At 75.8% G+C, this 20,286-nt stretch carries 25 protein-coding genes; 4 read left to right on the forward strand and 21 right to left on the reverse strand.

All coding sequences use genetic code 11. The features are described from left to right. Positions 1-139: 139 nt before the first annotated feature. Positions 140-997 carry a 30S ribosomal protein S2 gene (gene rpsB, locus ACI8AK_RS22495; protein WP_387993402.1) on the reverse strand — a complete coding sequence of 286 codons (858 nt, stop codon included), beginning with the start codon at positions 995-997 and terminating at the stop codon, positions 140-142. 304 nt (positions 998-1,301) lie between these two features. Here rpsB and ACI8AK_RS22500 point away from each other — a divergent pair, with 304 nt between their 5' ends. Together ACI8AK_RS22500 and ACI8AK_RS22505 are read left to right on the forward strand one after the other, a co-directional pair. Further along, a complete protein-coding gene (locus ACI8AK_RS22500) occupies positions 1,302-1,805 on the forward strand; it encodes a M23 family metallopeptidase (RefSeq protein ID WP_456958101.1) in 504 nt (167 codons plus the stop codon). A 48-nt stretch (positions 1,806-1,853) separates the two neighbouring features. Beyond that, positions 1,854-2,456 (forward strand): TMEM175 family protein, encoded by a 603-nt coding sequence (locus tag ACI8AK_RS22505; RefSeq protein ID WP_456902632.1) that lies wholly within the window; start codon positions 1,854-1,856, stop codon positions 2,454-2,456. Here ACI8AK_RS22505 and ACI8AK_RS22510 read toward each other — a convergent pair. From ACI8AK_RS22510 to rpsP, 16 genes are all read right to left on the reverse strand, one after another. Further along, complete coding sequence (locus tag ACI8AK_RS22510; protein WP_456958102.1) at positions 2,384-2,755, reverse strand: antibiotic biosynthesis monooxygenase family protein; 372 nt, start codon at positions 2,753-2,755, stop codon at positions 2,384-2,386. The genes ACI8AK_RS22505 and ACI8AK_RS22510 overlap by 73 nt on opposite strands. Before the next feature lie 7 nt (positions 2,756-2,762). Continuing rightward, positions 2,763-3,566 (reverse strand): RNA polymerase sigma factor WhiG, encoded by an 804-nt coding sequence (gene whiG / locus ACI8AK_RS22515; protein ID WP_387993413.1) that lies wholly within the window; start codon positions 3,564-3,566, stop codon positions 2,763-2,765. Positions 3,567-3,638: 72 nt separating this feature from the next. Beyond that, positions 3,639-4,574 (reverse strand): tyrosine recombinase, encoded by a 936-nt coding sequence (locus tag ACI8AK_RS22520; RefSeq protein ID WP_387993416.1) that lies wholly within the window; start codon positions 4,572-4,574, stop codon positions 3,639-3,641. 125 nt (positions 4,575-4,699) lie between these two features. Further along, positions 4,700-5,956, reverse strand: coding sequence for a DNA-processing protein DprA (gene dprA / locus ACI8AK_RS22525; RefSeq protein ID WP_456958104.1), 1,257 nt, complete (start codon positions 5,954-5,956; stop codon positions 4,700-4,702). After that, positions 5,953-7,473, reverse strand: a complete 1,521-nt coding sequence (locus ACI8AK_RS22530) for a YifB family Mg chelatase-like AAA ATPase (RefSeq protein WP_456958105.1) — start codon at positions 7,471-7,473, stop codon at positions 5,953-5,955. Before ACI8AK_RS22530 ends, dprA begins: the two co-directional genes overlap by 4 nt. Continuing rightward, positions 7,470-7,829 carry a YraN family protein gene (locus ACI8AK_RS22535; protein ID WP_387993424.1) on the reverse strand — a complete coding sequence of 120 codons (360 nt, stop codon included), beginning with the start codon at positions 7,827-7,829 and terminating at the stop codon, positions 7,470-7,472. Before ACI8AK_RS22535 ends, ACI8AK_RS22530 begins: the two co-directional genes overlap by 4 nt. Positions 7,830-7,960: 131 nt before the next feature. Beyond that, entirely contained in the window at positions 7,961-8,281 is a 321-nt protein-coding gene (locus ACI8AK_RS22540; protein ID WP_387993427.1) for a DUF2469 domain-containing protein, read from the reverse strand. Then, a complete protein-coding gene (locus ACI8AK_RS22545; RefSeq protein WP_387993429.1) occupies positions 8,278-9,069 on the reverse strand; it encodes a ribonuclease HII in 792 nt (263 codons plus the stop codon). Before ACI8AK_RS22545 ends, ACI8AK_RS22540 begins: the two co-directional genes overlap by 4 nt. Positions 9,070-9,266: 197 nt before the next feature. Beyond that, a complete protein-coding gene (locus ACI8AK_RS22550; RefSeq protein ID WP_387993432.1) occupies positions 9,267-9,989 on the reverse strand; it encodes a LuxR C-terminal-related transcriptional regulator in 723 nt (240 codons plus the stop codon). Between the two features lie 245 nt (positions 9,990-10,234). Then, complete coding sequence (gene lepB / locus ACI8AK_RS22555; protein WP_387993435.1) at positions 10,235-11,140, reverse strand: signal peptidase I; 906 nt, start codon at positions 11,138-11,140, stop codon at positions 10,235-10,237. 87 nt (positions 11,141-11,227) lie between these two features. Next, positions 11,228-11,584, reverse strand: a complete 357-nt coding sequence (gene rplS / locus ACI8AK_RS22560; RefSeq protein WP_387993438.1) for a 50S ribosomal protein L19 — start codon at positions 11,582-11,584, stop codon at positions 11,228-11,230. Positions 11,585-11,778: 194 nt separating this feature from the next. Continuing rightward, on the reverse strand, positions 11,779-12,282 hold the full coding sequence (locus ACI8AK_RS22565; RefSeq protein WP_456958107.1) for an NUDIX hydrolase: 504 nt from the start codon (positions 12,280-12,282) through the stop codon (positions 11,779-11,781). Then, the gene (gene trmD / locus ACI8AK_RS22570; RefSeq protein ID WP_387993442.1) at positions 12,272-13,015 is read right to left on the reverse strand and encodes a tRNA (guanosine(37)-N1)-methyltransferase TrmD; all 744 of its coding nucleotides are present in this window, start codon (positions 13,013-13,015) and stop codon (positions 12,272-12,274) included. Before trmD ends, ACI8AK_RS22565 begins: the two co-directional genes overlap by 11 nt. Next, positions 13,012-13,542, reverse strand: a complete 531-nt coding sequence (gene rimM / locus ACI8AK_RS22575; protein WP_456902628.1) for a ribosome maturation factor RimM — start codon at positions 13,540-13,542, stop codon at positions 13,012-13,014. Before rimM ends, trmD begins: the two co-directional genes overlap by 4 nt. A 10-nt stretch (positions 13,543-13,552) precedes the next feature. Then, positions 13,553-13,789, reverse strand: coding sequence for an RNA-binding protein (locus ACI8AK_RS22580; RefSeq protein ID WP_387993447.1), 237 nt, complete (start codon positions 13,787-13,789; stop codon positions 13,553-13,555). A gap of 3 nt (positions 13,790-13,792) precedes the next feature. Beyond that, positions 13,793-14,272 (reverse strand): 30S ribosomal protein S16, encoded by a 480-nt coding sequence (gene rpsP / locus ACI8AK_RS22585; RefSeq protein ID WP_456950414.1) that lies wholly within the window; start codon positions 14,270-14,272, stop codon positions 13,793-13,795. Positions 14,273-14,430: 158 nt separating this feature from the next. Here rpsP and ACI8AK_RS22590 point away from each other — a divergent pair, with 158 nt between their 5' ends. Next, positions 14,431-14,832 carry a VOC family protein gene (locus ACI8AK_RS22590; protein WP_387993453.1) on the forward strand — a complete coding sequence of 134 codons (402 nt, stop codon included), beginning with the start codon at positions 14,431-14,433 and terminating at the stop codon, positions 14,830-14,832. On the opposite strand, the gene ACI8AK_RS22595 is transcribed toward ACI8AK_RS22590, so the two are convergent. Next, on the reverse strand, positions 14,799-16,565 hold the full coding sequence (locus ACI8AK_RS22595; protein WP_456950415.1) for a proline--tRNA ligase: 1,767 nt from the start codon (positions 16,563-16,565) through the stop codon (positions 14,799-14,801). The genes ACI8AK_RS22590 and ACI8AK_RS22595 overlap by 34 nt on opposite strands. A 156-nt stretch (positions 16,566-16,721) precedes the next feature. On the opposite strand from ACI8AK_RS22595, the gene ACI8AK_RS22600 reads away from it, so the two are divergent. Beyond that, positions 16,722-17,285 (forward strand): hypothetical protein, encoded by a 564-nt coding sequence (locus ACI8AK_RS22600; RefSeq protein WP_387993459.1) that lies wholly within the window; start codon positions 16,722-16,724, stop codon positions 17,283-17,285. 6 nt (positions 17,286-17,291) lie between these two features. Here ACI8AK_RS22600 and ACI8AK_RS22605 read toward each other — a convergent pair whose 3' ends face one another. The 3 genes from ACI8AK_RS22605 to ACI8AK_RS22615 all read right to left on the reverse strand — a co-directional run bounded on the left by ACI8AK_RS22605 (position 17,292) and on the right by ACI8AK_RS22615 (position 20,242). Next, positions 17,292-18,374, reverse strand: coding sequence for an amidohydrolase family protein (locus ACI8AK_RS22605; RefSeq protein ID WP_387993461.1), 1,083 nt, complete (start codon positions 18,372-18,374; stop codon positions 17,292-17,294). Further along, positions 18,371-19,942, reverse strand: a complete 1,572-nt coding sequence (gene ffh, locus ACI8AK_RS22610) for a signal recognition particle protein (RefSeq protein WP_456958109.1) — start codon at positions 19,940-19,942, stop codon at positions 18,371-18,373. Before ffh ends, ACI8AK_RS22605 begins: the two co-directional genes overlap by 4 nt. 93 nt (positions 19,943-20,035) lie before the next feature. Next, the gene (locus tag ACI8AK_RS22615) at positions 20,036-20,242 is read right to left on the reverse strand and encodes a hypothetical protein (protein ID WP_387993465.1); all 207 of its coding nucleotides are present in this window, start codon (positions 20,240-20,242) and stop codon (positions 20,036-20,038) included. Positions 20,243-20,286: the final 44 nt, after the last annotated feature.

The raw sequence follows: 20,286 nt of genomic DNA on the forward strand, positions 1-20,286 counted from the left end.
GGAGCGGGTTTACGGCGCCGGCGTTGAAGGCACGAATGACACTACCGCGTCGGTGAGTAGGGGTGGGCGACCCGAGGCCCCCCGCGGGCGGCGCCCCGCCCGGCCGCACGCGCGGTGCGGCCGGGCGGTGCGGGAGTTCTCAGGCCTCGCCGGCGGTGGGGGCCGGGGCGGTGGCGGAGGTGTCCGAGGGCTGCTCGGTCGCGGTCTCGGCGCCACCGGTCAGCAGCTCGCGCTCCCAGTCCGGCAGCGGCTCGTCGCCACCGATGGCCTGCTCGGCGCCGTCCTCGCGGCCGGCGTTGGCCTGCGCGGCCGAGCGGGCCATGAGGCCGTCCGCGACGGCGTCGGCGATCACGCGGGTCAGGACGTTGATGGCGCGGATCGCGTCGTCGTTGCCCGGGATCTTGTAGTCGACCTCGTCGGGGTCGCAGTTGGTGTCGAGGATCGCGACGACCGGGATGCCCAGCTTGCGGGCCTCGCCGACGGCGATGTGCTCCTTCTTGGTGTCCACGATCCAGATGGCGCTGGGCACCTTCTGCATGTCGCGGATGCCGCCGAGGCTGCGCTCGAGCTTGGCCTTCTCGCGGGTCAGGCCCAGCTGCTCCTTCTTGGACAGGCCGGCCATCACGCCGGTCTGCTCCATGTCCTCGAGCTCCTTGAGCCGCTGGAGCCGCTTGTGGACGGTGGAGAAGTTGGTGAGCATGCCGCCCAGCCAGCGCTGGTTGACGTAGGGCATGCCGACGCGCTGCGCCTGCTCGGCGACGACCTCCTGCGCCTGGCGCTTGGTGCCGACGAACAGGATCGTGCCGCCGTGCGAGACCGTCTGCTTGACGAACTCGTAGGCCGAGTCGATGTACCCGAGCGTCTGCTGCAGGTCGATGATGTAGATGCCGTTGCGCTCGGTGAAGATGAAGCGCTTCATCTTCGGGTTCCAGCGACGGGTCTGGTGCCCGAAGTGGACGCCGCTGTCGAGCAGCTGCTTCATGCTGACGACTGCCATGGGGGCGCAGCCTCTCGTGCTCGCGCGCGGCCGCTCGGCGGCCGCGCTCCTCGGTTGACGCGGGCACCGGGTGGTGTCCCGCCCTGGCGTCCCGCGGCGCCACCGACCCGGGTGGACCGGGACCGAGGTGGGGCTGCCCCGCCGTGCTGGCGGGTGGAGGACGCGCGGAGTCGACCCGCCAGCACGGCGGGTCGCACCGGACAGCATACGCGCCGGGCGGGACCGCTCCTCCCCCGTGCCCGGGCCGTCCACAGGTGCGCTGCCGGGGGCCCGCTGCGGCCCCCCGGCGGGGAGCCTCGGCGGCGTGCCCGCCCGCCCGCTGCTCGTCCTCCTGCTGGCCTGCGCCGCCCTGCTCGGGCCGGCGCCCGCCGTCGCGGAGCCGGGCGTTCCCGCCGTCCCCGCCTGGACCGCACCGCTGGGCGGGCCGCCGGTCGTCACCCGGCCGTTCGCTCCCCCGCCCTCGCCCTACGGCCCCGGGCACCGCGGCGCGGACCTCGCCGGCGCCGCCGGTGACGTCGTGGTGGCGGCCGGGGACGGCGTCGTCGTCTTCGCCGGGCAGGTGGCGGGCCGGCCGGTGGTGAGCGTCGACCACGCCGACGGGCTGCGGACGACCTACGAGCCGGTCGACCCCGCCGTCGCGGCCGGGCAGCGCGTCGCCCGCGGCTCCCCGCTCGGGACCCTGGCGGCCGGGCACGCCGGCTGCCCGGCCGCCGCCTGCCTCCACTGGGGTCTGCGGCGCGGCGAGGTGTACCTGGACCCGCTGTCGCTGCTGCGCCCGCCGCGCGTGCGCCTGCTGCCGCTCGGGTGACGCGCGGGGACCGCTGCCGGACCGGCCGCCGCCCCTAGCCTGCGCGGGGTGCAGACCGAACGGGGCCTCGACCGTTTCGTCGCGTTCCTCGACGCGGTCGTCGCCATCGCCATCACCCTGCTGGTGCTGCCGCTGACCGAGCTGCTCGACGGCGCGGAGCCGCGGACCGGCCTCGGCACGCTGCTGGCCGACGAGTCGTCACAGATCGGCGCGTTCTTCCTCAGCTTCGTCGTGATCGCGCGGCTCTGGCTGGTCCACCACCGGGTGGTCGAGACCGTGGGGTCCTACGACCAGGCGTTCCTCACCGCCAACCTGCTGTGGATCCTGACGATCGTCCTGCTGCCCTTCGCCACCCAGGTGTCGGCCCGCTACGGCACCGACCGGCCCGCGGTGGCGCTCTACATCGGCACCATCACGCTGAGCTCGTTCTGCCTCACGGCGATCAGCCTGCTGCTGTGGCGGCGCCCCGCCCTGCGCCGCGACGCCGCCGCCCCGGTCGGACCCCCGTGGCCGTCACTGGTCGCCAGCGGGCTGTTCCTCGTCGCCCTCCTGGCCGGCACGCTGCTGCCGGGCGTGCACTACTGGGCGATGTTCCTGCTGTTCCTGTCCGGGCCGATCGAGGCCGCGCTGCGGCGCCGCGTCGCGGCCTGATCCCCGGTCGCCACCACGTCGGTGAAGTGCTCGACCACCGGGAACGGGTCGTAGAAGGAGTGCAGCAGCGCCTTCCACTCCCGGTAGGCGACCGAGCCCCGGAACCCCTCGGTGTGGTCCTCCAGCCGGTCCCACTCGACCAGCAGCAGGTAGGTCCCCGGGCGCTCGAGGCAGCGGGACAGCCGCAGGGAGCGGAACCCCGGAGACGCCTCGACGAGCGGCCGCGCGCGCCCGAAGGCCGCCTCGAACTCCTCCTCCCGGCCCGGGCGGACCGGGAGGAGCGCGTGCTCGAGCACCACCGGCGGCTCAGGCGATGTCGGCGAGCTTGGTGCGCAGGTGCAGCACGGCCTTGGTGTGCAGCTGGCAGATGCGGCTCTCGGTGACGCCGAGGACGCGGCCGATGTCGGCCAGCGTCAGGCCCTCGAAGTAGTAGAGGCTGACGACGACCTTCTCCCGCTCGGGCAGCTGCTCGACGGCGCGGGCGAGCAGCTGGCGGGCCTCGCCGTGCTCGGCCATCGCCTGCGGGTCGAGGGCGTTGGCGTCCTGCAGCGTGTCGACCAGCCGGGGCGCGCCGCCGTCGTCGTCGGTGAGCAGCTCGTCGAGGGCGACGACGTTGACCAGGGAGAGCTGGCCGAGGAACTTGCGCACGTCCTCGACGTCCATCTCCATCGCCGCGGCGATCTCCTCGTCGGTCGGGCTGCGCTGGAGCTGGTTCTCCAGCGTGGCGACCGTCCGCTCGAACTGCCGGGCGCGCATCCGCACCGACCGCGGGATCCAGTCGGTGCTGCGCAGCTCGTCGATGATCGCGCCGCGGATGCGGGACATCGCGTAGCTCTCGAACTTGACCTCGCGCGAGGGCTGGTAGCGGGTGATCGCGTCGATGAGCCCGAAGGTGCCGTAGGAGACCAGGTCGGCCTGCTCGACGTGCGCCGGCAGGCCGCTGCCGACCCGGCCGGCGACGTACTTGACCAGCGGCGCGTAGTGCAGGATCAGCCGGTCGCGCAGCTCGGGGGCGCGGTCGGCGACGTACTGCGCCCACAGCTCGGCCAGCGCGGCGTCGGCGTCCTCCTCGGACTCGCCGCCGATCCGGTGGATGGTGGCCTCGGGCACGTCGGGTCTCCCGCTTCGTGGTGGCTGGGGTCCTGCCGGACCCGGGGACGGTCGTTCGGGTGGGCGCTCGGCTCAGGCCCGCGGGTGCGCCTGGGCGTGCACCGCACGCAGCCGCTCGACGGTCACGTGCGTGTAGATCTGCGTCGTCGCGAGGCTAGCGTGGCCGAGCAGCTCCTGGACGGAGCGCAGGTCGGCGCCGCCCTCCAGGACGTGGGTGGCCGCGGAGTGCCGCAGCCCGTGCGGGCCGACGTCGGGCGCGCCCGGCGCGCGGGCCACCGCGGCGTGCACGGTCCGGCGGGCCTCGCGCGGGTCCAGCCGCCGCCCGCGCCGGCCGAGCAGCAGCGCCGGGCCGGAGTCGGAGGTGGCCAGCGCCGGGCGGCCCCGGGTCAGCCAGGCGTCGAGCGCCCGCTCGGCCGGTGCGCCGTAGGGCACGCTGCGCTCCTTGCGGCCCTTGCCGAGGACCCGCAGCAGCCGGCGGCCGCGGTCGACGTCGTCGACGTCGAGGCCGACCAGCTCGCTGACCCGGATGCCGCTGGCGTACAGCAGCTCGAGGACGACGGCGTCGCGCAGGCCCACGGGGTCGTCGGCGCCGGCGGTGGACTCGACGACGGCGCGGGCCTGGTCGGGGGCGAGCACGTCGGGCAGCGTCCGGTGCGCCTTGGGGCTGACCAGCCGCAGGCCGACGTCCTCGGGGGTGTGCCCCGAGCGGCGCAGCCAGGCGGTGAACGAGCGGGCGGCGGCGGCGCGGCGGGCGGTGGTCGCGCGGCTGGCGCCGCGCGTGCGGCCCTGGGCCAGCCAGCTGCGCAGCGCGGCGAGGTCCAGCTCGTCGACCCGCGTGCCGCCGCGGCGGGCGAGGTGGTCGAGCAGCCAGACGGCGTCGGTGACGTAGCCGCGGACGGTGTGCTCGGACAGGTCCCGCTCGTGCCGCAGCGCGTCCTCGTAGCCCTCGAGCGCGGCCGTGAGCGCCGGCGGCAGCGCGGCGCGGGCGTCGGCGGTCCGGGCGGTCACTCTCCGACCGTCCGACGGCACCGTCCGTGGGTCAAGCCGCCGCGCCGTCCGGTCGCCCACGACCGGTGCGGGCGGGCCGGCCCCTCAGCGCCCGGGAGGCGAGCCCCCGGGGACCGGCCGCCGGGTCACCCGCCGCGTCCCGTGCGCGGTGGTGGGGCCAGCCGCCAGCCGGTGCCGGTCCACTGCACGAGGTCGGCGACCTCCAGGCCGGGCAGCACCCGCATGGCCTCCAGCGGGTCGCAGCCGGCGACCGCGGCCAGCCGCTCGGCGCTCACGCCGGTCCGCACCGGGCAGGCGTCGAGCACCCGGCGGGCCAGGTCGGACAGGCCGTCGCGGGGGAACGTGGGCCGTCGCTCCGGAGCGGCCAGGTCGTCCCCGAGGCTGCCGACCGCCTCGACGACCTGCGCGGCGTTGCTGACCAGCCGCGCGCCGGACTCCTGCTCCCGCAGCAGCTCGTGGCAGCCGACCGACATCGCGCTCGTCACGGGGCCGGGCACGACGAGCACCTCCTTGCCCAGCGCGCGGGCGCGCCGGGCGGTGGCCTGCGCGCCGGAGCGGGCCGCGGCCTCGACCACCACGGTGCCGCGGGTGAGCCCGGCGATGATCCGGTTGCGGACGAGGAAGCGGTGCCGGTGCGGAGCCGCGCCCGGCGGCCACTCGCTGACCAGCAGGCCGCCGCCGCTGACGATGCGCTCGAACAGCGCGGAGTGGGCGGCCGGGTAGGCCCGGTCGACCCCGCAGGCGAGCACCACCACGGTGGGGGCACCCGCGGCCAGGGCGCCGCGGTGGGCGGCGACGTCGATGCCGTAGGCACCGCCGGAGACGACCGTCCAGCCGCGCTCCCCCAGCTGCGCGCCGAGGTCGGCGGCCACGTGCTCGCCGTAGGCCGTGGACGCCCGCGCGCCGACGACGGCCACGGAGCGGTCGACGGTCGGCCCGAGCGGCGGGTCCCCGCGCACCCACAGGGCGACCGGCGGCACGAGCGCGGTGGTCCGGTCGCGCCGGCCCTCGCCGTCGCCGTCGGTGTGCGCGGCGACGGTCAGCGCGTGCAGCGGCAGCGCGGGCCACTCGTCGTCCTCGGGGACCACCAGCCGGGCCCCGCACCGCTCCGCCCGGCGGAGGTCGGCGAGGGTGGCGTCCTGCTCGGCGCGCACGCCGACCAGGGCGCGGGCCCGCTCGGGCGCCGTCCCGGCCCGCAGGGCGCGCACCGCCGCGACCGGGCCGACGTCGTCGACCCACCGCCACAGCGCCACCGAGCCCGGCTCCGCGGCGCGGGTCAGCCAGGCGCGGGCGCGCCGGATGCCCGGGACGGCCACCCCGTCGACCGCGGCCGGGCCGGCGAGCGCGTCCTCGAGGTCCTCCTCGAGGGCCGGGGCGGTCACGCCGCCACCCGCTGCAGCCGCATGCCCAGCGCCTCGGCCACGTCGCCGCCGTCGGGGACCGCCCGACCGGCGAGGTCGGCCAGCGTCCAGGACACCCGCAGCACGCGGTCCAGCCCGCGCACCGACAGCAGGCCGCGGTCCAGCGCGCGCTCGGCCAGCGCCAGCGCCGGCCGCGGCACCGCCCAGCGCTCCCGCAGCAGCCGCCCGGGCACCTGGCTGTTGAGCAGCAGGCCGGTGCCGCGCAGCCGGGCGGCGGCGGCTCCGCGGGCGGCGGCGACGCGGGCCGCCACCTCGGCGGTCGGCTCGGGGGCCGCACGGGTGTCCAGCCAGGCGGCGCGGGTGACCGGCGGCAGCTCGATGCGCAGGTCGATGCGGTCCAGCAGCGGGCCGGACAGCCGGGACCGGTACCGGCGGCGCTCCAGCGGGCTGCAGGTGCAGACGGAGTCACCGGCCGCGCTGGCGCACGGGCACGGGTTGGCGGCGAGCACCAGCTGGGCGCGGCACGGGAAGGTCGCCGACCCGGCGGCCCGGCTGATCGTGACCTGGCCGCGCTCGAGGGGCTGGCGCAGCGTGTCCAGGGTCGCCCGGGCGAACTCCGGCGCCTCGTCCAGGAACAGCACGCCGCGGTGGGCGCGGCACAGCGCGCCGGGACGGATGGCGCCCGACCCGCCGCCGACGAGGGCGGCCATCGTGGCCGAGTGGTGCGGCGCCTCGAACGGCGGCCGGCTGAGCAGCGGCGCGTCCGGAGGCAGCGTGCCGGCGACCGAGTGGATGGCGGTGACCTCGAGCGCGGCCCGCTCGTCGAGGACGGGCAGCAGGCCGGGCAGCCGCTCGGCGAGCATCGTCTTCCCCGCCCCCGGCGGCCCGGTGAGGAGCAGGTGGTGCCCGCCGGCCGCGGCCACCTCCACCGCGCGCCGGCCCGCGGCCTGGCCGACGACGTCGCCGAGGTCCGGCGCCGGTGCCGGCGGGGGCAGCGGCCCGCGGGCGTGCGGCGTCAGCCGGGCGCGCCCGGACAGGTGGGCCACCAGGTCGCCGAGGGTGCGTGCGGCGAGGACGTCGACGCCGTCGACCAGCGCCGCCTCCTCCGCGTTGCCGGCCGGGACGACGACGGTGCCGTGCCCGGCCCGGGCGGCGGCCAGCACGGCGGGCAGGACGCCGCGCACCGCGCGCACCGAGCCGTCGAGCCCGAGCTCGCCGAGCAGCACCAGCCCGTCGGCGGCGTCGGACGGGAGCGTGCCGGCCGCGGCGAGCACGGCGGCGGCCAGCGCGAGGTCGAAGCCGCTGCCCTGCTTGGGCATCGACGCCGGCGACAGCCCGATGGTGATCCGGCGCATCGGCCAGGACGCCCCGGTGTTGACCACGGCCGCGCGGACGCGGTCGACCGACTGGCGCACCACGGCGTCGGGCAGGCCGACGAGCGCCACGCCGGGGACGCCGGCGGACATGTCCACCTCGACCTCGACCATCGCACCGGACACCCCGGCCAGCCCGACCGACCAGGTGCGGGCGAGCGTCACGAGAACGCCCCGCGCAGGTGGGTGACCAGCGCTGGCGCGGCCGGGCGCACCAGCACGCCGACGACGTCGAAGCGCAGGTCGGGCGCGTGCTCGTCGTGGGCGGCCAGCCACCGCTGGGCCAGCGTGCGCAGCCGCCGCTGCTTGGCCGCGGTCACCGCCTCGACGGGGTGGCCGAAGCCGGTGGCCCGGCGGGTCTTGACCTCGCAGAAGACGATGGCCGCGCCCTCGCGGGCGACGATGTCGAGCTCGCCGTCGCGGCACCGCCAGTTGCGGTCGAGGACGGCCAGCCCGGCGTCGGTGAGGTAGGCCGCGGCGATGGTCTCCCCGCGGCTGCCGAGTTCGGTTCTCGTGGACACCCGCCGACCGTGACCCGGGCGGGCGCCCGGCACGGTCCGGCACGGCGGTCTGTGGACGGCGGCCCGGGCTGTGGACGGCGCGGGCGGTCCCGTCGGCCCGGGCGGTCAGTCTCCCGGGCGTGCGGATGCGATCAGGTGATGCGGGGCCCGTCGGGCAGCTCGAGGTCGGGCTTGTCCAGCTCCTCGACGTTGACGTCCTTGAACGTCAGCACCCGCACGTTGCGGACGAACCGCGCCGGCCGGTACATGTCCCAGACCCAGGCGTCGGACAGCTTGAGCTCGAAGAACACCTCGCCGCCGGCCTCGCGGACCTGCAGGTCGACGGCGTTGGCCAGGTAGAAGCGCCGCTCGGTCTCCACCACGTAGGTGAACTGCCGGACGATGTCCCGGTACTCGCGATAGAGCTGCAGCTCCATCTCGGTCTCGTACTTCTCCAGGTCCTCGGTGCTCATCGCGGCTCTCCGGAGATCGTGCGCATGCCCCCATCATCGACCATGCCGCCGGCAGCGGTGAGCTGGAGTTCCCGGACGGCGCGCGCGTCGCGGGCGCGGACGACGTTGACGAAGCGCGACCGGTGCTCGGGACAGGGCCCGTGACGCTCCAGCGCGGCGGTGTGCGCCTCGGTCGTGTAGCCCTTGTGCACCGCGAAGTCGTACTCGGGGAAGCGCTCGTGCACGTCGAGCATGATCCGGTCCCGGGTCACCTTGGCCAGCACCGACGCCGCGGCCACGCAGGCGGCGACCCGGTCGCCCTTCCACACGGCCAGGGCCGGCACCCCGAGGCCGGGCACGGAGAACCCGTCGGTGAGCACGTAGTCCGCCGGCGGGTCCAGCGCGCTGACCGCGCGGCGCAGCGCCTCGAGGTTGGTGACGTGCATGCCGCGCGCGTCGAGGTCGGCGACCGGGACGACCACGACCGACCAGGACAGCGCGCGGTCGACGACCTCGGCGTAGACCCGCTCCCGCGCCGCGGCGGTCAGGAGCTTGGAGTCGGCCAGCCCGGGGACCCGTCCGCGGCGGCCGGCGGGGAGCACGCACGCGGCGGCGACCAGCGGCCCGGCGCACGCGCCGCGGCCGGCCTCGTCGGCGCCGGCGACGGCGGAGAAGCCGCGCCGGCGCAGCGACCGCTCCATGTCCCAGAGCGAGTCGTCGCGGCCCGGGTCGCCGGCGGGGTCCGTACGGCGGGTGCGGTGGACCGGCGTCGCGGCGGCCCGGTGAGCGGGGGGAGGACGGCCTGCCATCGCCGTCCGACACTACGACGCCCCGGGGACACGACCCGCCCCCGGGACGGCAGGACGGGCCGGCGCGCAGACGGCGGCGGGCCGGCCCCCGGGGTCAGAGGGGGCCGGCCCGTCGTCCCGGTCCGGCCGCCGAGGAGGCGGACGGCCGGCCGGGGGCGCCGGACCCGGCGCGGTGCTGCCGGGCCCGGGCGCCGGGATCAGACCTCGGCCGGAGCCGGGGCGGGGGCGGTCAGCGCGTGGGCGCCGCAGGTGCAGGTGCCGGAGGAGCGGGAGGACAGGACCAGCGAGACGGCGTGCGCGCGGTCGCGGGCGCCGAGCTTGCGCAGGATCGCCTTCACGTGCGACTTGACGGTGTCCTCGCTGATGAACAGGTTGCGGCCGATCTGCCGGTTGGACTGGCCCTGCAGCAGCTCGTCGAGGACGTCCTGCTCGCGCCGGGTGAGCGGCACCTCGGGGGTCAGCGGCTTGCCGACCGGGGCGGCGGCGGGCTCGACGCGGCGGATCTGCGGGTCGACGACGGTCCGGCCGGCGCGGGCGGCCAGGATCGCCCAGCCGAGCAGGGTCGGCGAGGTGTTGAGCATCAGGTAGCCGCGGACACCGGCGGCGACGGCCTCGTTGACCACGGCCGGGTCCTCCGAGGTCGCGAGGGCGACGACGGCGACCCGCGGGAAGCGGCGGCGCAGGTCGCGGACGACGTTGAGGGTGGCGGCGCGGCCGGCGCCCATCTCGACGACCACGGCGTCGGGCCGGGCGGTCTCGACGAGGGTGAGGGCGCGGCGCAGCTCGCCGGGGGTGCCCACCGACTGCATGCCGGCGGTCTCGTTGATCATGCTGACCAGGCCGCGCCGCAGGACGGGGGCGTCGGCGAGGAGGAGCACGCGGGTGACGCCTCGGGCAGCGCTCGCCAGGGGTGCGGACACGACTTTCTCCATTTCGGTGGACCGGGTTGCTCTCGACTACTCCATCGGGATGAATGGCGCGGTCCTTGAACACTTCCTGGGGATTTTCTCCGCACCCGGTATTGGTAGCTCCCGTCACACGAGAAACCGGAGAGGTGACCGTTCCGCATTTGTCGACATGGGGACGCCGTTTGCGGGAATGGTGCACGAGAGACGACGGCGCCGTCCCTCGGGGAGGGACGGCGCCGTCGGGAGGCGGGTGGAGGTCAGCCCGGGGGCGAGCGGCGCAGCCGGCGCCGGCGGTTCCACGCCGCGACCGGCAGCGCGCCGGCGAGGCCCGCACCCAGCGGGAGCACCTGGCCGACCGCGCCCGCGGCGGCGGCCGCCTCCGTGCCCTGGATGTCCGGGGAGTCCAGCGTGCCGAACCGGGACACCGGCCAGACGATCAGCGCGGCCTTGCCGATCACGTCGTCGACGGCGACGGTGCCGCCGTAGCGGTCGCCGACGTGCGAGCGGGAGTCGGCCGAGGCCGACCGGTGGTCCCCCATGACCCACAGCCGGCCCTCGGGCACGGTGACGGGGCCGAAGGCGCGCGACTCCAGCGGGGTGTCCTCGTAGATGTAGGGCTCGTCGAGCGGCTCGCCGTCGACGGTCACCCGGCCCTCGGCGTCGCAGCACTGCACGGTCTGGCCGCCCACGGCGATGACGCGCTTGACGTAGTCGTCCTCGCTCGGCGGCGCCACGCCGACGGCCCGGCCCAGCCACAGCAGCCCGCCGGTGAACCAGTTCGAGGGCTCGGAGACCTCGACCTCGGGCGTCCAGGTGTCCGGCCCCTCGAAGACGACGATGTCACCGGGCTCGGGATCGCCGAACCAGTAGGGGACCTTGTTGACCAGGACGCGGTCCCCGGTGCAGCCGGTGCAGCCGTGCAGCGTCTGCTCCATCGACCCGGAGGGGATGAAGAAGGCCTGCGCGAGGAAGGTCTTCACCAGCAGCGCGAGTACGAAGGCCACGAGCAGCAGCACCGGCAGCTCACGCAGCAGCGAGCTCTTCTTCTCCGGCTCGTCCCGCCGCCGCCAGGTGCGGCGGTGGCCACCGGTGTCCGGCCGCTCGGGCGTGGGGTCGTCCCCCGGGACGACGTCGGCGGGCCCTCCGGACCGATCGCTGCTCATCGGGAGCCAGCGTACGGCCGCGGAGGACCCGCCGTGGTCAGGCCGGGTCGGACCGGCCCGGAGTCGTCCGGCCGGAGCCGGGGACGGTCAGCGCGCGACGGTCTCGCGACGCTCCTTGATCTTGGCGGCCTTGCCGCGCAGCTCACGCAGGTAGTAGAGCTTGGCCCGGCGGACGTCACCGCGGGTCAGCACCTCGATCTTCTCGACGACCGGGGTGTGCACCGGGAAGGTGCGCTCCACGCCCACGCCGAAGCTGACCTTGCGGACGGTGAAGGTCTCGCGGATCCCGCCGCCCTGGCGCCGGATCACGACGCCCTGGAAGACCTGGATGCGCGAGCGGTTGCCCTCGACGACGCGGACGTGCACCTTGACGGTGTCCCCGGGGCGGAACTCGGGGATGTCGTCGCGCAGCGAGTCGGCGTCGAGTACGTCCAGGGTGTTCATCGCAGCATTCCTCGGTCTCAGCGTTGGCTCGTCGTCGGCCCGGGCATCGGGGTGCCCCACGCTCCGGACCAGGTGGCTGCGACTCCGGGGGGAGTGCCCGTCGGCGGCGCCTCCGGTCTGCAGCGACTCTCTACTGTGCCACACGGGCGCCACCCTGCCGAGCTCGGGCCGGGGCGGGCTGGTCCCAGGGCCGGTCAGTCGACCACGCGGGGTGGCCGGCGCCACGGCCCGGCCAGCAGCTCGGGCAGCACCGCGGCGAGCTCGCGGGGCGCGAACTCCACGTCCGCCGCGGCGATCTCCGCGGCGGTCCACCACCGGTGCGGCTCCTCCCCGAGCAGCTCCAGCTCGGTCCGGCCGGTGGCGTCCACCTCGTGGACGACGTCGCGCAGGACGAAGAAGGTCTCCCGCGAGTCGATCTGCACGCCGGCGAACGGGCCGACGTGCCGCCGGAACCACACCGGGCCCTCGAGGGCCGCGGGGTCGACGACCAGGCCGATCTCCTCGACCAGCTCGCGGGCGGCGGCCTCGCGGACGGTCTCGCCGTCCTCCACTCCCCCGCCGGGCGTGTACCAGAACAGCACGTCGCCGGGCGGGACGGCGGGGTCGGTCAGCCGGGCGCCGAGCAGCAGCACCCGCCCGTCGGGGTCGAGGACGACGACCCGCGCCGTGGGACGCACCCAGGCGCGGTCAGGCACCATCGAGGACCGCCCGGTCGGCGGGTGACAGCGCGTCCTCGGGCAGCGCGGCCAGCAGGTCGGGACGCCGGGTCGCGGTCCGCCGCAGCGACTCCGCGCGGCGCCAGCGGGCGATCGCGGCGTGGTCGCCGGAGAGTAGTACCGGCGGGACGTCCAGCCCGCGCCAGGACGCCGGCCGGGTGTAGGAGGGGCCCTCGAGCAGCCCGTCGGCGTGCGAGTCGAACGCCACCGACTCGCGGTTGCCGACGACGCCGGGGATCAGCCGGGTGACCGCCTCGACCATCACCAGCACCGCGGACTCGCCGCCGGCCAGCACGTAGTCGCCGATCGAGACCTCCGACACCGGCCCGGACGCGGCGGCCCACTCGGCCACCCGCTGGTCGATGCCCTCGTAGCGGCCGCAGGCGAACACCAGCCCGGGCTCGGCGGCCCACTCGGCGGCGACGGCCTGGGTGAACGGGCGCCCGGCGGGCGTGGGCACGACCAGGCGGGTGCCGGGCGGGCGGACGGCCTCCAGGGCGCGCGCCCACGGCTCGGGGCGCATGACCATGCCGGGGCCGCCGCCGTAGGGGGCGTCGTCGACGGTGCGGTGGACGTCGTCGGTCCACTGCCGCAGGTCGTGCACGCCGATGGCGACCAGGCCGCGCTCGGCGGCCTTCCCGAGCAGCGACTGCCGGAGCGGCGCCAGGTACTCCGGGAAGATCGTGACGACGTCGATGCGGTACGGGTCGGTCACAGGTCGAGCAGCCCCTCGGGCGGGTCGACGACGACGAACCCGCCGGGCACGTCGACGGTCGGCACGATCGCCGTGACGAACGGGACCAGCAGCTCGCCGGCCTCGCCGCGGTCGACGACCAGCAGGTCCGCGCCCTCGTGGCGGACCGCGGTGACCTCGCCCAGCGGCGTGCCGTCGGTCAGCCGGGCGGCCAGGCCGACGAGCTGGTGGTCGTAGAAGTCGTCGGGGTCCTCCAGCGCCGGGAGGTCGGCGAGCGGGACCTCGAGCAGGGTGTCGCGGAGGGTCTCGACGGTCTCGCGGCTGTCGTAGCCCTCGAACGCGAGCAGCAGCACCTCGCGGTGCCAGCGGGCGCCGGCGACGGTCAGCGGCCCGCGCTCGGCGGGGACGGTGCGCAGGACGGCGCCGGGGCGGAAGCGCTTCCCGGGGTCGTCGGTGCGGACCTCGACGGTGGCCTCACCACGGACACCGTGGGGCCGGCCGATGCGGCCGACCACCACGGTGTCGGTGGAGGGGTTCTGCGCGTCCAAGCCGCGCGGCTCAGCGCCCGTCGGTGTCGACGACGTCGACCCGCAGGCCGCGGCCGCCGACGCCGGTCATGACGGTGCGCAGCGCCTTGGCGGTGCGCCCGCCGCGACCGATCACCTTGCCGAGGTCGTCGGGGTGGACCCGGACCTCGAGGGTCTTGCCGCGACGGCCGCCGACCAGGTCGACGGTGACGTCGCGCGGGTGGTCGACGATGCCCTTGACCAGGTGCTCGAGCGCCTCTTCGAGCACGTCTTACTCGGCGGGCGTCGTGGTGGCGCCGGCGGCCGGGCCCTCGCCACCGGCACCGGCGGCCTCGGCCACCGTGGCGGCGGCGTCGTCGGCCTTGGGAGCGGCCTTCTTCTTCGGGGTGGTCGCACCGGCGGCCGGCTCCTCGCCGGCGCTGCGGACGGCCTCCTCGTAGAGGGCCTTGCGGTCGGGCTTGGGGGCGGCGACCTTCATGGGCGGGGGGGCCGGCTCGCCCTTGAACTTCTGCCAGTCACCGGTGACGCGGAGGATGGCCGCGACCGGCTCGGTCGGCTGCGCGCCGACGCCCAGCCAGTACTGCGCGCGCTCGCTGTCGACCTCGATGAAGGAGGGCTCCTCCTTCGGGTGGTACTTGCCGATCGTCTCGATGACGCGGCCCTCGCGCTTGGTGCGCGAGTCGGCGACGACGATGCGGTAGTACGGAGCACGCATCTTGCCCAGACGCATGAGCTTGATCTTGGTGGCCACGGTGGCTCGGAATCTCCTCGAACGCTGTTCGTCGGTGCTCGCCGGACGGACGCGTGGGGTTACGCCGGGGCGGAGCCAGGGACACGGCCGGCGTCGGTGAGAGGGCCGCGCACCGCCGTGTTCGACCGACCATGATGCCAGATGCCGGGAGGCGTGCCATGACCAGCCGGGGTCTGCTCCACCACGTCGAGCTGTGGGTGCCCGACCTGGCCCGCGCCGAGCGCTCGTGGGGCTGGCTGCTGACCGCGCTGGGCGCGCAGCCGTACCAGTCGTGGGAGCACGGCCGGTCCTGGCGGCTCGGCGACGTCTACGTCGTCGTCGAGCGGTCGCCGGACCTCACCACGGACACCCACGAGCGCCGCCGGCCAGGCCTCAACCACCTCGCGTTCTGGGCCGGCACCGCCGACGACGTCGACGCGCTGGTGGCCGCGGCGCCGGCGCACGGGTGGCGGCTGCTGTTCGCCGACCGCCACCCGTTCGCCGGCGGCCCGCGGCACCGGGCGGCCTACCTCGAGGACGCCGACGGCTACGAGGTCGAGCTGGTCCCCGGCCGGACCTGAGCGAGCACCGCGGCGGCGGCGTCGGCCACCGGCACCTCCGACCGCTCGCCCGTCGCCCGGTCGCGCAGCTCGACGACGCCGTCGGCGAGCCCGCGGCCGACGGTCACGATGGTCGGCATCCCGAGCAGCTCGGCGTCCTTGAACTTGACCCCGGGCGACACCTTCGGCCGGTCGTCGTAGAGGACGGTCAGGCCGGCGGCGACCAGCTCGTCGGACAGCGCCTGCGCGGCCTCGAACACCGCGGCGTCCTTGCCGGTGGCGACGACGTGCACGTCGGCCGGGGCGATCTCGCGCGGCCAGACCAGGCCCAGCTCGTCGTGGGTGGACTCGGCGATCGCGGCGACGGCGCGGGAGACGCCGATGCCGTAGGAGCCCATGGTGACCGTGACGAGCCTGCCGTTCTCGTCGAGCACCTGCAGGCCCAGGGCGTCGGCGTACTTGCGGCCCAGCTGGAAGATGTGCCCGATCTCCACGCCCCGGGCGAGCTCCAGCGGGCCCGAGCCGTCGGGCGCGGGGTCGCCGGGCAGCACCTCGGCGGCCTCGACGGTGCCGTCCCAGGAGAAGTCGCGCCCGGCCACCAGGTCGAACACGTGCTTGCCGGGCTCGTTGGCGCCGGTGACCCAGCGGGTGCCGGGGACGACCCGAGGGTCGACGAGGTAGCGGATGCCCGACTCGCTGTCCTTCCCGAGCACCTGCGGGCCGATGTAGCCCTTGACCAGCGCCGGGTGCGCCTCGAAGTCGGTGAACGGCTCCACCTCGGCCGGCGCCACCTGCGCCTCCAGCCGCTTGGCGTCGACCTCGCGGTCGCCGGGGATGCCGATGACCAGCGGCTCCCGGGTGCCGTCGGGGTGCACGAGCGTGACGACGACGTTCTTGAGCGTCGAGGCGGCCGTGTAGCCGGCGTCGGGGAACAGCTCCCGCGCGACGGCGACCAGCGTCTCGATGGTCGGGGTGTCGGGGGTGTCCTCGACGTGCGCCTCGGGCAGGCCCTCGATCGGCAGCGGCTCGGGGACGACGGTGCTGACCGCCTCGACGTTGGCCGCGTATCCGCCGGGCGAGCGGACGAAGGTGTCCTCGCCGATCTCCGTCGGGTGCAGGAACTCCTCGCTCCTGGAGCCGCCCATCGCGCCCGACATCGCCGAGACGATCACGTACTCCAGGCCCAGCCGGTCGAAGATCCGGACGTAGGCGGCGCGGTGCGCGGCGTAGGAGGCGTCCAGCCCCGCGTCGTCGACGTCGAAGGAGTAGCTGTCCTTCATCGTGAACTCGCGGGTGCGGAACAGCCCGGCCCGGGGCCGCGCCTCGTCCCGGTACTTGGTCTGGATCTGGTACAGCGACAGCGGCAGGTCCTTGTACGACGAGTACAGGTCCTTCACCAGGAGCGTGAACATCTCCTCGTGCGTGGGGCCGAGGAGGAAGTCCGCGCCCCGGCGGTCCTGCAGCCGGAAGAGGTTGGGGCCGTACTCGGTCCAGCGGTTGGTCGCCTCGTAGGGCTCGCGGGGCAGCAGCGCCGGGAAGTGGACCTCCTGCGCGCCCATCCGGTCCATCTCCTCGCGGACGACGCGCTCGACGTTGCGGAAGACCCGGTAGCCCAGCGGCAGCCAGGTGAAGCCGCCCGGCGCGGCCCGGCGGATGTAGCCGGCCCGCACGAGCAGGCGGTGGCTGGGGACCTCGGCGTCGGCCGGGTCGTCGCGCAGGGTGCGCAGGAACAGGGAGGACATCCGCAACAGCACGGCACGAGTCTCCCAGGGCGCGCGAACGGGTTGTGCCGCGCGGTCAGCGGCCCGCAAGAGCGGTGCAAGTCCCGGCCGCGACGGTCGTCCCCGGCGAGCCGCCGACCGGCGGCCTCTCCCCCGCCGACACCCGGCTCGACCACCCTGGAGTCCCCCGTGCGCACGCCCCGCCGCCTGGCCACCGCCGTCCTCGCCCTCACCGCCGGCGCCTCGCTGGCCGCCTGCTCCACCGCGGTCAGCGGCTCGGCCACGCCCGTGTCGCGGGGTGCGGAGGCCCCAACCGAGCCGGCCGCCCCGCCGGTGGAGGAGGCCGGGGAGACCGGGCCCGTGACCGACCCCGCGCCCGGGACCGGCAGCGTGCCCGCGAGCGACGACGACCTGCCGGTCCCCGGCGCCGGCGTCCCCGGCGACGAGGGCCTGTGCCAGGCGGTGGCCGGGTGGTTCGGCTACGTCGGCCTGTCGCTGGTCGCGGTCGACGGGACCGGCCACGTCGACCCCGCCGGCGTCGTCCCGCTGCTCGAGGCGCTGCGCGACGCCCCGGCCGGCCACCGGGACGCCGGCGCGCCGGTGCTCGCCGCCGCCGACGCCGTGTCCGCGGCCACCGACGCCGCGATCGACGACGTGCGGTCCGGCGGCGACGTCATCACCGCGGTCACCGACCTGACCGGCCCGGTCACCGAGTTCGGCACCGCCTGCGCCGCCGCCGGCGTCGACGTCTGACCGCGCTCAGACGACCCGGCCGCGCAGCACCGTGAGCTGCGGTCGGGTCAGGACGCCGAGGTCGGCGCGCGGGTCGCCGTCGTAGACGGTGAGGTCGGCCGGCGCGCCCTCCTCGATGCCGGGCAGGCCCAGCCAGGCCCGCGCGGACCACGACGCCGCGGCCAGCGCCGCCTCGGCGGGCAGGCCGGCGTCGCACAGCGCGCGGACCTCGTCGGCGATCCGGCCGTGCTCGATGCCGCCGCCGGCGTCGGTGCCGGCGAACACCGGCACGCCGGCCTCGAACGCCGCCCGCACCACCGCGCCGGAGGACGCGTACAGCCGCCGCATCGTGCTCGCGTACGCCGGGAACCTCCGCTCCCCCGCGGCGGCGAAGCCGGGGAAGTTCTCCACGTTGACCAGCGTCGGGACGACGGCGGTGCCGCGCGCGGCCATCTCGCCGACCAGGTCCTCGGTGAGCCCGGTGCCGTGCTCGACGCAGTCGATGCCGGCGCGGATCAGGTCCGGCAGCGCGTCGGTGCCGAAGGTGTGCGCGGTGACCCGCGCGCCCTCCTCGTGCGCCGCCGCGATCGCCTCGGCCACGACGTCGGCCGGCCACTCGGGCGCGAGGTCGCCCACCGACCGGTCGATCCAGTCGCCGACCAGCTTCACCCAGCCGTCGCCGCGGCGGGCCTGCACCCGCACCTGCTCGACCAGCCCGGCCGGCTCCAGCTCGACGGCCAGCCCCGGGATGTAGCGCCGGGTCGCGGCCAGGTGCCGGCCGGCGCGGACGATCGTCGGCAGGTCGGGCTCGTCGTCCAGCGCCCGGGTGTCGACCGGCGAGCCGCAGTCGCGCAGCGCCAGCACCCCGGCGGCCCGCTCGGCCAGCGCCTGCTCGCGCAGCCCGGCGAGGTCCTCGACGGGGACCCCGCCGCGGCCGATGCCGACGTGGCAGTGCGCGTCGACCAGGCCCGGCAGCAGCCAGCCGCCCCGGGAGACGGTCTCCGCGCCCGGGACCCGCTCGAAGGTGACCCGGCCGTCGCGGATCCAGAGGTCGCGGTGCTCGCCCTCGGGGAGGACGACCCCGGACAGGTGCAGGGAGGGGGCGGTCACCGCCCGGGCCGCTCGTCCCCGAACTTGCTGAAGTCGAGCTTGCTGAGGTCCGGCAGCGCCTGGCCCGGCGGCAGCGAGGGCATGCCGCCCGGCAGGCCACCGGGGAAGCCGCCGCCCGGGGGCAGGCCCGGGGCGCCCATCGGCCGGCGGGCCGGGGCCTTGCCGCCGCCCTTGCCCTTCTTGCCCTTGCCCTTCTTGGAGGACTGGGCCTGCATCTGCCGGCCGCGGGCCTTCTTCGACATCGGGCCCATGCCCGGCAGGCCCATGCTGCCGGCCATCTGGCCCATCATCTTCTGGGCCTGCGCGAAGCGCTCCAGCAGCTGGTTGACCTCGGTGACGGTCACGCCCGAGCCGTTGGCGATGCGCACCCGCCGCGACGCGTTGATGATCTTCGAGTCGACCCGCTCCTGCGGGGTCATCGAGCGGATGATCGCCGCGGTGCGGTCCAGGTCGCGGTCGTCGACCTGCTTGAGCTGCTCCTTCATCGCGCCCGCGCCGGGCAGCATGCCGAGCAGGTTGGCGATCGGACCCATCTTGCGGATGGCCATCATCTGCTCGAGGAAGTCCTCGAGGGTGAAGCCCTCGCGGCTGACGAGCTTGCCGGCCATCTTCTCGGCCTGCTCGGCGTCGAAGGCCTGCTCGGCCTGCTCGATGAGGGTGAGCACGTCGCCCATGCCGAGGATGCGCGAGGCCATCCGCTCGGGGTGGAAGACGTCGAAGTCGGTGAGCTTCTCGCCGGTGGAGGCGAACATGATCGGCTGCCCGGTCACGTAGCGGACCGAGAGCGCGGCACCACCGCGGGCGTCGCCGTCGAGCTTGGTGAGCACGACGCCGGAGAAGCCGACGCCGTCGCGGAACGCCTCGGCCGTGGTGACGGCGTCCTGGCCGATCATCGCGTCGACGACGAACAGCGTCTCGTCCGGCTGGACGGCGTCGCGGATGCCGGCGGCCTGCGCCATCAGCTCGGCGTCGATGCCCAGCCGGCCGGCGGTGTCGACGACGACGACGTCGTGCATCGTGCGGCGGGCGTGCTCGATCGAGTCGGCGGCCACCCGGATCGGGTCGCCGACGCCGTTGCCCGGCTCGGGCGCGAAGACGTCGACCCCGGCCTGCTGGGCGACGATCGAGAGCTGGTTGACCGCGTTGGGCCGCTGCAGGTCCGCGGCGACCAGCAGCGGCGCGTGCCCCTGGGACTTCAGCCAGCGGCCGAGCTTGCCGGCCAGCGTGGTCTTACCGGAGCCCTGCAGGCCGGCGAGCATGATCACCGTGGGCGACTGCTTGGCGTAGCGCAGCCGCCGGGTCTCGCCGCCGAGGATCTCGACGAGCTCCTCGTTGACGATCTTGATGACCTGCTGCGCCGGGTTGAGCGCCTGCGACACCGCGGCGCCGCGCGCCCGCTCCTTGATCGCCGCGATGAAGGCACGCACGACCGGCAGCGCGACGTCGGCCTCGAGCAGGGCGATGCGGATCTCGCGCGCGGTGGCGTCGATGTCGGCGTCGGTGAGCCGGCCCTTGCCCCGCAGGCCGGTGAAGACCTTGTCGAGGCGGTCGGAGAGAGTCTCGAACACGAGCAGTCCTCAGCAGTCACGGGCGCGGACGGGCCGCGCCACCTGACCCCAGGGTATCCAGCCGGGACGTCCCGGCCCGGTCGTGCGTGCCGCTCAGGCCGCGCGCCGCACCGCCGCCGCGCCGACGACCCCCGCCCCGCCGACCAGGAGCGCACCACCGCAGCCGGTGCAGATCCACTCCGGGCACCCACCGGCGTCGTCGGTGTGCCCGTCGGCGCACGGCGGCTGCTCGAACACGCGGTCCTCGCCGCAGTCCCGGCACGGCCAGGTCGGCAGGGCTGCGGTCTGCTGGACGGTCACGCGGATCCCCCTCGGCGTCGGATGCGGGACCGGTCCGTCCCGCC

The organism is Geodermatophilus sp. SYSU D00867 (assembly GCF_054050315.1).